General features: G+C 59.8%; 13 protein-coding genes and 2 pseudogenes. 11 read left to right on the top strand and 4 right to left on the bottom strand.

What is annotated here, in order from left to right:
- Positions 1 to 177: 177 nt before the first annotated feature.
- Positions 178 to 594, bottom strand: coding sequence for a plastocyanin/azurin family copper-binding protein (locus ACNQQL_RS31070; protein WP_347068017.1), 417 nt, complete (start codon positions 592 to 594; stop codon positions 178 to 180).
- 75 nt (positions 595 to 669) lie between these two features.
- On the bottom strand, positions 670 to 1743 hold the full coding sequence (locus ACNQQL_RS31065) for a TIGR03118 family protein (RefSeq protein ID WP_347068016.1): 1074 nt from the start codon (positions 1741 to 1743) through the stop codon (positions 670 to 672).
- Between the two features lie 189 nt (positions 1744 to 1932).
- Between ACNQQL_RS31065 and ACNQQL_RS31060 the strand changes: the two are divergent.
- The 3 genes and pseudogenes from ACNQQL_RS31060 to ACNQQL_RS31050 form a co-directional block, all read left to right on the top strand.
- Positions 1933 to 2189 (top strand): annotated as a pseudogene (locus ACNQQL_RS31060) (DUF4142 domain-containing protein); the annotation flags it as partial.
- Positions 2188 to 2590, top strand: a pseudogene (locus tag ACNQQL_RS31055) (sigma-70 family RNA polymerase sigma factor); the annotation flags it as partial. The pseudogenes ACNQQL_RS31060 and ACNQQL_RS31055, both read left to right, overlap by 2 nt.
- Positions 2591 to 2838: 248 nt before the next feature.
- Positions 2839 to 3180: a C-terminal helicase domain-containing protein gene (locus ACNQQL_RS31050; protein ID WP_416392787.1), complete on the top strand. Its 342-nt coding sequence runs from the start codon at positions 2839 to 2841 to the stop codon at positions 3178 to 3180.
- A 166-nt stretch (positions 3181 to 3346) separates the two neighbouring features.
- Here the strand turns inward: ACNQQL_RS31050 and ACNQQL_RS31045 are convergent, their stop codons facing one another.
- Complete coding sequence (locus ACNQQL_RS31045) at positions 3347 to 3976, bottom strand: TetR/AcrR family transcriptional regulator (protein WP_175960074.1); 630 nt, start codon at positions 3974 to 3976, stop codon at positions 3347 to 3349.
- 132 nt (positions 3977 to 4108) lie between these two features.
- Here ACNQQL_RS31045 and ACNQQL_RS31040 point away from each other — a divergent pair, with 132 nt between their 5' ends.
- The 8 genes from ACNQQL_RS31040 (at position 4109) to ACNQQL_RS31005 (ending at position 11689) form a co-directional block, all read left to right on the top strand.
- Entirely contained in the window at positions 4109 to 5191 is a 1083-nt protein-coding gene (locus ACNQQL_RS31040; RefSeq protein WP_347068011.1) for an alkene reductase, read from the top strand.
- Positions 5192 to 5247: 56 nt separating this feature from the next.
- On the top strand, positions 5248 to 6036 hold the full coding sequence (locus ACNQQL_RS31035) for an SDR family oxidoreductase (RefSeq protein WP_347068009.1): 789 nt from the start codon (positions 5248 to 5250) through the stop codon (positions 6034 to 6036).
- A gap of 223 nt (positions 6037 to 6259) precedes the next feature.
- Positions 6260 to 7105: an alpha/beta hydrolase gene (locus ACNQQL_RS31030; RefSeq protein WP_347068008.1), complete on the top strand. Its 846-nt coding sequence runs from the start codon at positions 6260 to 6262 to the stop codon at positions 7103 to 7105.
- A 56-nt stretch (positions 7106 to 7161) separates the two neighbouring features.
- Positions 7162 to 7560, top strand: a complete 399-nt coding sequence (locus ACNQQL_RS31025) for a helicase (RefSeq protein WP_347068006.1) — start codon at positions 7162 to 7164, stop codon at positions 7558 to 7560.
- Positions 7561 to 7566: 6 nt separating this feature from the next.
- Positions 7567 to 8817 (top strand): NADH:flavin oxidoreductase/NADH oxidase family protein, encoded by a 1251-nt coding sequence (locus ACNQQL_RS31020; RefSeq protein WP_347068004.1) that lies wholly within the window; start codon positions 7567 to 7569, stop codon positions 8815 to 8817.
- Between the two features lie 45 nt (positions 8818 to 8862).
- Complete coding sequence (locus ACNQQL_RS31015; protein WP_175960078.1) at positions 8863 to 9444, top strand: TetR/AcrR family transcriptional regulator; 582 nt, start codon at positions 8863 to 8865, stop codon at positions 9442 to 9444.
- Positions 9445 to 9513: 69 nt separating this feature from the next.
- A complete protein-coding gene (locus ACNQQL_RS31010; protein WP_072440310.1) occupies positions 9514 to 10377 on the top strand; it encodes an alpha/beta fold hydrolase in 864 nt (287 codons plus the stop codon).
- Positions 10378 to 10687: 310 nt separating this feature from the next.
- Positions 10688 to 11689 carry an NADP-dependent oxidoreductase gene (locus ACNQQL_RS31005; protein WP_072440273.1) on the top strand — a complete coding sequence of 334 codons (1002 nt, stop codon included), beginning with the start codon at positions 10688 to 10690 and terminating at the stop codon, positions 11687 to 11689.
- 255 nt (positions 11690 to 11944) lie between these two features.
- Here ACNQQL_RS31005 and ACNQQL_RS31000 read toward each other — a convergent pair.
- Positions 11945 to 12304, bottom strand: a 360-nt coding sequence (locus ACNQQL_RS31000) for a glutathione S-transferase domain-containing protein (RefSeq protein ID WP_347068001.1), incomplete at its 5' end; no start/stop codon positions are given.

The following is a 12304-nucleotide window of genomic DNA, read 5'->3' as shown; positions in this document are numbered from 1 at the left end:
AAGCGTCGCGAGAAAGCAGGCCGAACCTCATCCGTCAATCACACGCCCGCCCCGACCCAACGGAGCAGCCGCGCACCGTACGTCGCACACGCCGCGCCGCGTGGCGAAGTCTCCGGTTCCGATCGCACGACATCGGTACCCGGCGCTTCCGGGCTGTCTTTCGGGCCGCGAAGTGACTTACGGCGTCACGACAAGCGCCGTATGCATGCCCGCAACATAATGTCCCGGCTTGTTGCAGATCAGCACGTAGTGGCCGGGCGTGAGCTTGAATGACGCGCGCTTGCTCGTGCCCGGCGCGATGTCTTCGACTTCGCCGATCTTTCTCAACCTGTGCTCCAGCACCTGCCGTTTGCGGACAGGAAGTGCATCATCCGAGAGATCGGTCTTGAGCAAGACAAGTTCGTGCTCCATGTTGTTGTCCACAGCATTCTTGACGTCGAACGTGACGCGACCCGCTTTCACGTTGTGTGTCTCGAGCTGGATCGAGTTCGAACGCAACGTCGCGTTGACGGTTTGCTCCGCCCAGCTTGCATGCGATGTCATGCCGAGGGCAGTCGCACTGGCGAGGATGGCGATTCTGTAAGTGGCGTCCATGGCGGCCTCCTTTGCATCGAAACAACGCGCTATCAAGCGTTGAGCGATTGCCGTAAGCGATTCCGGTGAGAACGCTCACGGGCCGACATCGATGCGGCCATAGACACCGTCGGCTTCGTCGTTGGGGCCGGCAGCAAAGAACAGCGTATTGGCAGGTTGATTGTTGAGGCCGTTGCCGAATGCGATGCCCCACAGCCCCGGCTCGACGATCGCCTTGCCATCGAGTTGCTGCAGGGTCCCGCGCAGCATGCCTGATGTCGCATCGAACGCGTGGATCATGCCGTCACCGAAGTTGCCGATCAGAACGGTGTTGCTGAAGCGGCCAAAATCCGCGGGCGCAAGCGCCATGCCCCACGGCGCATTCAACGGTTCGCCCGAGGCGAAGCGTTGAATGAATTGTCCCGACGGGCTGAACACGTCGATCAAACCCAACCCTGCACCAGCGACGTCGTCGTGTGCTGCCGCGTCCTGCTTCGCATAAGAGACGTAAAGTTTCGAGCCGATGGCCTGAATTCCAAACGGCGCGAACCCTGCCGGCAAAGCGGGATCTTGAAATGCACCGGTCGTCGTAACCTTTGTGAAGGTCCTGTCGAAAACATCGATCCTGTTGTTGTGGAAGTCCGTTGCGTACAGGAAATTCGCGCCGTTGTTGCTGGCCATGGCGAGCCCTTTGTAGACGGCGCTGCCGCCGCTGTCGAACACAGTGACGGCCGATGTCGGATTGACCGCTGGCGACCACGCCGTGATCGTTCCACCCTCTCCGGCGAAAATGAAAGGCGCCGGCCCCGATTTAGCGCCCTGGGTCACCACGAAGTCTGACGTGCCATTGAATACGATGCCCGTGGGGGCGGCGTCGCCGTGCGAGCCGGCGGGGATTGTCACGACGAGCGATTGCGGCACGCCATTGCCGTCATAGAGCGTTGCGTGCTGCGTCCCGTTATCCGCGACCCAGACAAAGCCCTTGGGATTGAATGCAATGCCCCACGGATTCTTCAGGTTTGTATCCACGTGAGCAGCGGGAAGCGCACCGTCGGAAACCAGTACGCCGACCTTGTACTGACTGACGTGGGATGAACTGCCGCATGCTACGACGCTGGTCAGCACGAATGCCATCATCGCAGCGCCGAGCGTTGTATGGATCTGTTTCATGACTTGGCTCCGAACACGAATGAGACGTTAGTAAACGGACAGGCCGGTGCGTTTATTCCGCTCGTTTCATTTGCGCGGCTACGGTGTCGGGCGCGGAACGCGACGATCAGTCGTGACGTCTATCGCCACAGAACCGTCCATCGTCGATCCTTGCGGGGACGGCCGTTCAAACTGGACAGGAGAAAACAAATGGCGCTCACATACAAACTGAGCCTGGTGGCACTGCTTTCGACGTTGCCGCTCGCGGCTTACGCGCAGGATGCGCAGTTAACCGAGCCCCAGATCGCCGCGATCGTGGTGACGGCGAATCAGGTCGACATCGATGCAGGGAAGCTTGCGCTAGGCAAGACTCACACGAAACAGGTCAGGGACTTTGCAAAATTGATGGTCACGACCACACCAGCGTGAACCAATCGGCGGTCGCGCTCGCGACCAGGCTGAACCTGTTTTACGCGTCAGCGTCGGAGCGCCGATGGTCAGCACGTCGACCATCGGCGATTTCGAGCGGAACGTCATGGTCGAAGACCCAATCTCATCGCCCGATCGCGCGCTCATGCGGGCAGAGTTGCGCGCGTTGCTCGAGCGCAAGCTTGATGCGTTACCCGACGCGTTCCGGGTCGTCTTCGTCCTGCGTTGCGTCGAGGAGCTGAGCGTCGAGGAAACGGCACAGTGTCTCGGTATACCGGAAGCGACCGTGCGTTCGCGTCATTTCCGGGCAAGGAGCATGCTGCGCGAATCCCTTGCTCAGGAAGTCGATCTGGCCGAGCGTGACGTGTTCTCGTTCGGCGGCGCACGTTGCGATCGGATCGTGGCCAGCGTGCTGGCGAGGCTCGATTCGCGCCGATAGGCTCGCACAGCACGCGCCGTGTGCTCAAGGAAACGGGGCGACGGCGAGCCTTCTCGACCGTCACTGCAGCATCTGCTGCGAGCCATGCGGCAGCGGCGCGGCGTGCCGGCCATGCGCCGAGCGCCCATATCCGCATCTAATCGAATCTGACATACACGTGTCATCTTCGATTAGATGCGGATATCGTTGACGCGTTATCCCGAGCTGGTGCCCGGCTCCGATTTTTCGGTGAGCTGATTCATCAGTTGATGCAGACGAGCGCAAATTTTCGCGACATCCGGATCGATCTGGGGTGGGAATTCGCTGAGGCACGCCAGATACATACGGACCCGGACATCAATACCGTTCTCACGAGACTGACACATCAACGCGGCGTACGGAAAGGCCAGTCGCCGCCTCAAGCGATTAGCACCATCCACAAGTCGAAGGGGCTGGAAACCCGAAGAGCGCTCTTGGTCCCCCGTGACGCCAACAACCTCGTTGCCAACGAGATGAATCGGTGCCTGCTCTACGTTGCGCTGAGCCGGGCGTGCGAGCATCTGACGCTCGTCGTTCCACGGTCCAATCCCTCACCTCTCCTCAAGCTATAAGGCGTCACGTCAACAGATCATCCAAACGGCAGAAATGCGGGTCTGCTCGTGCGCCCGTACGGATAAAAGAAGAGAACGATAGTCGGCCCCGCAGGGAACAACAATTGTCGGAGCTCTCGTATTCCATGATCTCCAATACCTTCCAGGTGGCCGTCGGCGCCCGATGTCAATTTGACTTGGCGGAGCTGTCGTTACCCTGATTGCGACCTGGTTCGCGCGCTGTCGCCGACGGGCCCAGTGTCGCGAGAATCTTGTCGCGGCATACCGTCAGGATTTCGTCGGCCAGTGGAGAATCATCCGGGCACGCGCGCGACAACACAATGGCGCCGACCGCATGCGCCATGATGTCGAGGCAGTTGGCTCGGGCCTCCGCCGAGTCTGCACCGTCTGACGAATCACGTTCTTGGACTAACGCCGCCAGCAGTCTTTCGATGCCGTCCGCGAATGTGGCCCGGACCGCTTCGGGTTGACGCGCGGCATCCCCACCCAGCGCGGCCATCGTGCAGCCGGTTGCGCGCGAGTCGCGGTGCTCGCGCGCGAGATACAGTCGCACGAATTCCGATGCGTCCACCCCAGCCGACAGCGCAACGGTCTGCGCCATGCCGCAGGCCGCCGATTCCGCCATCAGATCGGCCTTTGAGCGGAAGTGCTTGTAGAAGCCGCCGTGGGTGAACCCAGCTGCGCCCATCAGATCCGCTACTCCGACCCCATCAAAACCGCGCTCCCTGAACAGCGTCGACGCTGTTTCAACAACGTGGGCCCGGTTGGCCTGGGCCTGTGCCTTGGTGACTTTCACTTTTCCTCTCCGTGGGCGCGTTCCTGTCTGATGGCCTGACTATACATTGATGTTGGTCGTCATCAAAGTCTTGACACTTTTGATTATGGTCATCATCATTAAACCATTCCCACCACCAGACGCTGGAACAACATGTCAGAGAAAACGCTTTTCGAGCCGTACGCCCTTGGTGGCCTGACGCTCGCCAATCGCATCGTCATGGCACCGCTGACCCGCAACCGTGCCGGCGCCGGGTTGGTGCCCAGCGAGCATGCCGCGACCTACTACGCCCAGCGTGCGTCGGCCGGCCTGATCATCACGGAGGCCACTCAGGTTTCGGCCCAGGCCCAGGGCTATCAGGACACTCCCGGCCTGTACACGCCTGAGCAGATCGCTGGCTGGCGGAAGGTCACGGACGCCGTACATGCCAAGGGTGGACGCATCTTCGTGCAGCTCTGGCATGTGGGCCGCGTCTCGCACACTGACCTGCAACCTGGCGGTACGGAGCCGGTCGCACCTTCCGCTATCCGCGCCGAGACGAAGACTTTCGTCAACAACGGATTTGCCGACGTGTCCGAACCACGCGCCCTGGAACTTGCCGAGCTGCCGGGCATCGTGAACGATTTTCGACAGGCTGCCGCCAACGCTATTGCCGCTGGTTTCGACGGAGTGGAAATTCACGGCGCCAACGGATATCTGCTGGAGCAGTTCATCAAGGACGGGGCCAACCATCGCACCGACGACTACGGCGGCTCGATCGAAAACCGTGCGCGCCTGCTGCTCGAGGTGGTCGCCGCAGTGGTCAAGGAAATCGGCGCCGAACGCACTGGCGTGCGCATCTCGCCCGTTTCGCCGGCCAACGGCATTTCCTGCAGCGATCCGCAAGCGCAGTACGACTACATCGCCGAACAGCTCAGCGCCCAGGGCGTCGTCTATCTGCACGTAGTCGAAGGTGCGACTGGCGGCCCACGCGATGTCGCCGCGTTCGACTATGACGCGCTGCGCCGCCGTTTCAAGCAGACCTATCTAGCCAACAACGGCTACGACTTGGAATTCGCCACCACTCAACTCAATGAGGGCAGGGCCGACCTGTTCGCGTTCGGCCGTCCGTTTATCAGCAACCCGGATCTGGTCGAACGCCTGCAGCACGGCGCACCCCTGACGCAGCTCAACCCGGCGACGCTCTATGGCGGCGGCGCTGTGGGCTACATCGATTATCCGACGATCTCCGGCTAAAGCTCGTGCCCTTGACTGAGTCTCCGCCAGAAGAACCCTTGCAAAGGAAAGTACCCATGACCACGCTTCCGACAGTCCTCATCACCGGCGCCTCCAGCGGCATCGGCGCCACCTACGCCGAGCGCTTCGCTCGGCGTGGCCATGACCTCGTCCTTGTCGCCCGTGACAAGGCGCGACTGGATGCCTTGGCAACGCGCCTGCGTGAGGAAAGCGGTGTGGCCGTAGACGTGCTGCAGGCCGACCTGACTCAGTCTGCCGATCTGTCCGCGCTCGAGGCTCGTCTGCGCGATGACAGTCGAATAGGAATTCTGATTAACAATGCCGGCGTGGCTCAGCCGGGCGGCTTCCTGCAGCAAACCCCTGAAAGCATCGAACGCCTGATCACGCTCAACACGACGGCGCTGACGAGGCTTGCAGCCGCGGTCGCGCCACGCTTTGTGCAGTCCGGTAACGGCTCGATCGTCAACATTGGCTCGGTGGTGGGTTTCGCGCCCGAGTTCGGCATGTCGATCTACGGCGCGACCAAGGCATTCGTGCTGTTCCTGTCGCAGGGCCTGAACCTCGAGTTGTCGCCCAAGGGCGTCTACGTGCAAGCCGTACTGCCGGCGGCGACGCGCACGGAGATCTGGGAGCGCGCCGGGGTCGACGTGAACACGCTTCCCGAGGTGATGGAAGTCGGAGAGTTGGTGGATGCGGCACTGATCGGGTTCGACCGTCGCGAACTGGTCACGATCCCGCCGCTGCACGTAGCCGGGCGGTGGGACGCGCTGGATGGTGCTCGCCAGGGACTGTTGTCGGACATTCGACAAGCACACGCGGCCGAGCGCTATCAGCTCAACGCCTGACTATTGCCGTTTCTGCCTTTGGCGAGCGTCAGGCTGCATCTGATCTGTAAGAAGCCGTTTTTTGCATCCCGACACTGCACCCTCTGGTTGTTTCAGGGGGCGCCGTGGTCTGTAAAGCAATTGCGGCAAACGGCGGAGCGACCAATACCACGAGGACTTTGCGCCCCAAGTGTTGGCATTTCTAGCGCATTGAAGCTGCGAAGCTGCCTCAACAGGTGAAAACATGACTGACACCCATATCACTACGCCCACGCGCTTCGTGGATGTCGACGGTACTCGATTCGCCTACCGCCGCTGGGGTAAGGCAGACTCTTCGCAGCGGCCGTTACTGTTCCTGCAGCACTTCCGTGGGGGCATGGACAACTGGGATCCGCTGATGACGGATGGGCTTGCCCAAAGCCGCGAAGTCATTCTCTACAACGGTCGCGGCGTCGCTTCCTCTGGCGGGCAACCACGCACGCGCATTGAGGACATGGCCGATGACGCAGCGGCCTTCGTTCGCGCACTCGGCTTGCAGCAAATCGACGTTCTGGGCTTTTCGTTGGGAGGGTTTCAGGCGCTGGACCTGACTTGGCGCCATCCCGAGCTCGTGCGCAAGCTGATGCTGCTGGGTACCGGGCCGCGCGGGGGAAATCCCGAAATGGAGCAGCGCGTGTTGACGACAGCGGTCAATCCGGTCCCTGCGTTCGAAGACTTCCTCTATCTGTTCTTCGGCCGATCAGCAGAGGCTGAGCAGGCAGCAAGGGCGTTCTGGGAGCGGCGTCATATGCGAGCCGACCAAGATCCGCCATCCTCGCCGGAGGTCTCGATCGCGCAGATTGAGGCCAACGTGCTGTACATGCCGAGGCTCTCGGAAGACGATCCATTTGCGTATCTGCGCAACATCCGGCAGCCGACGTTCATCCTCAATGGCGTGAACGACGTGATGGTCCCGACGGTTAATTCGTTTTACATGGCTCGCAACTTGCCAAATGCTCAGTTGTTCATTTACCCGGACGCCGGCCACGCAGCGCAGTTCCAGTACCCGCAACGCTTCCTGGGTCACGCAATTCAGTTTCTGAGCGAGTGACGCGACGGTCGTCATAGTCCGAACGCACTTTTCGCAAGTCAAAAGGATTGCCCGAAATGCTTAAGTTCAAGTTCCTGTTGTGGGCATTCGCCCAGATGCTCAGACGTAAGATCAGGAGCGACGCCAACGCCGCACGCTACATCGCGTCCAAGAGCCTGGTATTCCAGATTCGTACGGTTTCGGGTGCCGGGCGCTACTTTGTTGTCAAAGATGGCACCGTCCGATCGTTTGCGGGACTGGCAGCGACTCCTCGATTCACGCTTACCTTTACTAGTGCCGCCAAAGGCTTCGAGATTCTGTCGGCCAAGGATGCCCAAGCGGCTTTCCTCAGGGGGGTGAGCAGTAAAGACCTGACCATCAGCGGCGACTTCCGGGAAGTGATGTGGTTCCAGGGCCTTACGGCGTTCCTGCAGCCTCCGAAAGTCGTCTTGCCTTACGACCGCACCGTCTTCTGAGTTGCCATGAAACCCGATCTGCTTACCCAGCCGCTGCGCCTGCCCAATGGCAGCGCTCTGCGCAACCGGCTCGCCAAGGCCGCCATGAGTGAGACTCTGGGCACCTACGATAATCGCCCAACACCGGACCTGGTGCAGTTGTACCGACGCTGGGCTGCCTCGGGGCTCGGACTGATCATGACAGGCAACGTAATGATCGACCGCCGCGCCTTGGGCGAGCCTGGGAATGTCGTGATCGAAGACGAAGCGGACTTGCCCGTGCTGCGGCAGTGGGCGGAGGCTGCAACCGCGCAAGGTGTGTCGATCTGGGTGCAGCTTAACCATCCCGGAAAGCAGTCGACCAAGGGTTTGAACGCCTTCAACCTGGCGCCCTCTGCGGTTCCTTTCCGCGAGGACATGGCAGCATTCTTCGAGACACCGCGCGAAGCGACCACGTCCGAGATTCAAGAAATCATCGAACGCTTCGGGCGCAGTGCGGCTATTTGCAAGAAGGCTGGGTTCAGTGGCGTAGAGATCCATGGAGCACATGGTTATCTGATTAGCCAATTTCTTTCTCCGCACCATAACCGCCGCAGCGACGAATGGGGCGGCAGTCCCGAGAAGCGGCGCCGGTTCGTACTGGCCGTATATGCGGAAATCCGTCGGCAGGTCGGTCCAGACTTCCCGGTCGGCATCAAGCTCAATTCGGCCGACTTCCAGCGTGGTGGTTTTACGGAAGAAGAATCGATCGAGACAATCCGCGCGTTGACCGACGCGGGCATCGACCTGATCGAGATTTCTGGCGGTACCTATGAGGCGCCGGCCATGAGCGGGGCGATGCGAGAACCGAAGAAGGAATCCACCGCGGCCCGAGAAGCCTACTTCCTTGAATTTTCCCAGAAGGTGCGGGCAGCAGTCAAAGTGCCACTGATGGTGACCGGTGGTTTCCGAACGGCTGCCGGCATGAATGCGGCGCTGCACTCCAGCGCGCTGGATGTGGTGGGCTTGGCGCGTCTGCTCGCGATCGATCCTGATGCCCCCGTCGCGTTGCTTCAAGGGCGCGACAGCCTGCAGCAGGTGCACCCAATCAGTACCGGCCTCAAGACTGTCGATCGCATCGGAATCATGGAGGTGCTGTGGTACACGCGCCAGCTCAAGCGCATTGCGAGGGGTAGGGAACCGCGCCCCGACGAGAGCGGGCTTGCGGCATTCTTGAAGTCTGCATTCAGCAGCGGCTGGGGAACGTTTCGCACGCGTCGTTTGCGGGCGCGCAGTTGAGCGCCGAGGGCTTGCAATTAGAAACTCATCGCTGATGAACGTCCTATGAAACGATCCGCCGCCCGATCAAAGGAAGCCACGCACGAGCGCATTGTCGACGCTGGCGCGCGCGTGATCCGCCGCAGCGGGTATGACGGCGTCGCCATTGGCGACATCATGAAGCACGCGGGCCTCACCCACGGTGGGTTTTACGGACATTTCGCTTCGAGAGAGGCAATGTTGGTCGAGTTGGCGGATCGGGCAGGCGCCGATGCCATCGCCACCTTTTTGCGCTGTACGGCCGCAGCGCCCGCCGAGCATTCCCTGCGGGCGCTCCTACGAGCTTATCTGTCCAAGGAGCACGTGAAAAACCCGGAGGTCGGTTGCCCAATCGCGGCCCTGGGAACGGAAATGCCGCGTCAGGCGCCGGCTGTACGACGCGCGATTACGCGCCGCATCAAAGAAATGATCGAAGTCGTCTCCCGCCAATCGGCCGATTGGGGTGAGCCCGATGCGCACAAGCGTGCCCTGGCGACCACAGCAACGATGATTGGGGCCGTGATCCTGGCGCGCGCTGTCGACGAAGAGCCGTTGTCCGAATCGATGCTTGAAGCAGCACTCGAGCATCTTGCTTGCGGCGCGGATTAAAGTCCGACCGTTTTTTTTACCCGTCAGCATGATGCTCGACATATGAAAGTAGAACCCAAGGAGTCAATGATGAAGAGCATCAACCCAGACACCCAATCGGCCCCGTCGTTTGCTCGAGCACCGAACAACTTCGTCAAGGCGGCTGGCACTACCTTCGCCTACCGCGAACTCGGTCCGCACGGCGGAATTCCTTTAGTTTTGCTGAACCATTGGGGAGCCGTTCTGGATAACTTCGACCCGCGCATCGTCGACGGCTTGGCTCACAAGCGTCGCGTTATCACCATCGACTATCGAGGAATTGGCTTATCCGGCGGTATCGCGCCGGTGACCGTGGACGAGATGGCGCGCGACACCATCGCGGTGATTCGCGCAATGGGTTTTGATCGAGTCGACCTGCTTGGCTTCTCGCTCGGCGGATTCGTGGCGCAGGACGTGGCTCTCAAGGCGCCCGGCCTGGTGCGCAAGCTCATCCTCACTGGCACGGGTCCCGCCGGCGGTCACGGCATCGATCGTGTGGGTGCCGTGTCCTGGCCACTGATGCTCAAAGGCCTGCTAACGCTGCGCGATCCAAAGGCCTATCTGTTCTTCACCTCCACAACCAATGGCCGGCGGGCAGCAAGCGCCTTCTTGAAACGGTTGAAGGAACGTAAGACTGGCCGTGACAAGGGGCCTACACCTCGCGCCTTCCTTCATCAACTCAAGGCGATCAAGGCTTGGGGCCAGCAGGCGCCACAGGATCTCACCAACCTGCCCATGCCTGTCCTGATCGCCAATGGGGATAACGACATTATGGTACCCACCGCTTTGAGCCACGATATGGCCCGCCGCATCCCCCATGCACAACTCGTCATTTATCAGGACGCGGGCCATGGTGGAATTTTCCAGCATTACACCAACTTCGTACCCACGGCACTGGAGTTCCTATCGCAATGAATACTTTGTGAATCAGCGGCGTATGAAGTTTCTCGCGAACCCAGCAGAGCGCGCATGATTCTCGACCAAAATTCGTGACGCGCTTTGCCGAAAGCATCACCGAAATTTGGAGAAAGAAATGAAAGCAGTCCGATTTCATAAGACCGGAGGCCCTGAAACCCTGGTCTATGAGGATGTGCCAGATCCCTCACTCGCCGACGATGAAGTTCTCATTCGCGTCGAAGCGGCTGGATAGTACTCCAGCCGTGGGCGTGAGTGCGGCTCAGTTCAGCGCCTTCACAATACAACGCAACATCGGAGTAAGAGCAACATGAAAGCACTCACATTCAAACGCTATGGCAAATCACCCGAGATTGGGTTCGCCGAAGTTCCGCGCCCCACACTAAAGCCCGACGAACTGCTGGTCGAGGTTCACGCCGCGGGGGTGAACCCGATCGACAACATGATTCCGACGGGAATTTTCAAACCCGTATTGAAGTTCCAACTGCCCGCGACTATGGGTAGCGATCTGGCTGGCATTGTGATCGATGTTGGCAGTCGCGTAACTCGCTTCAAGAAAGGCGACGCAATCTTTGCAAGTCTGTTCGACCTTGGAAGAGGATCTATCGCCGAATTCGCTGTTGTACCGGAGAGTGCAGCAGCCCCAAAACCGGCTAATCTCGACTTCGTGCAGGCCGCCTCGGTTCCAATGGTCGCACTCACTTCCTGGCAAGCGCTGAAGGAACGTGCCAATCTTCACGCGGGTCAGAAGGTGTTCATTCCTGCAGGATCTGGCGGTATTGGCACGTTTGCGATCCAATTGGCCAAGTATTTCGGTGCTAAAGTAGGGACCAACACCAGTACGGGTAATATCCCATTGGTTACAAGCCTGGGCGCGGACGAGGTAGTCGACTACAAGAAGCAAGAGTTCGAGAAAGTGCTGCGCGGCTACGACGTGGTGATTGGCACGATCAGGGGTGATGCGATTGAAAAGTCGATAGGAATCCTGAGTCAAGGAGGCAAGATCGTCTCTCTTATCGGGCCGCTGGACGCAGCGTTCGCCCGTGCTCGCGGGCTGAACTTCGTCCTGAGGTTCGTATTTGGCCTAATGAGTCGCAAGATCATGCGTCTCGCGAGAACGCGGGACGTCACCTACTCATTTCTCTTCGTACGCCCCGACGGTGCTCAACTTGCCGAGATTGGCAAACTGCTCAAGTCAGAACGCATCCATCCGGTGATTGACAAGGTATTTCCGTTTGAACAGGCAAAGGAAGCGCTTGAGTACCTAGCGCAAGGACGCGCCAAGGGTAAGGTCGTGGTCAAGATCAAGTAAGGTACCTAAGGGTTGAGTGTTGAGGCGTGCCGAGCTCGGGAATGATGTGTGACTCTCAATACGCCTGCCCCTGGGCGAGTTGGCGTCAGGCGTTCGCAACGCCGAGCGTCGGGACGACTTCATTTCGCGGCACGTATGACGACATTTTCCCCTTCGGCGTCGGCTTCGGCCGGCGAAGTGTAGTGGTCTAATGAACCCGGACACTGATTTAGGCGAGAATGCTCGCCAAGAAGAGGTGTCTGATGACCAAACGCCCTACATTTTCTCGGCCAGCACAGCCTTTTGCCGTCGCAAGTGCGCTAGAAAATGGGCCTGATAATCTACAGAAACGGCGCCGATCACACTAGCTCTTCCTCGGAGATTTCTACGCCAGGCGTTGACTTTGGGAACGTCCGCGAAAATTGACGCGACACCATCTGTCTCTAAGGTGTCGAAGTAGCGAAAGATGGGGGCAAAGACCGCGTCTACCATGCCAAAGGTCTCACCGTCGAAGTACGGACCGAGGCCTAGCAGGCTGTTGAAATTGGGAACGGTGTAAACGGGCTCGAAGGGCGGTGCGTTAGAGATATCGTGTTCATGATCTTGAGCAGATGAGCCGATGCGTGGAATGGACGA

It is taken from the genome of Burkholderia sp. LFS061, from assembly GCF_047978125.1.
Lineage (GTDB): Bacteria > Pseudomonadota > Gammaproteobacteria > Burkholderiales > Burkholderiaceae > Burkholderia > Burkholderia pyrrocinia_C.
This window is presented reverse-complemented; position numbering and strand designations above follow the sequence as displayed.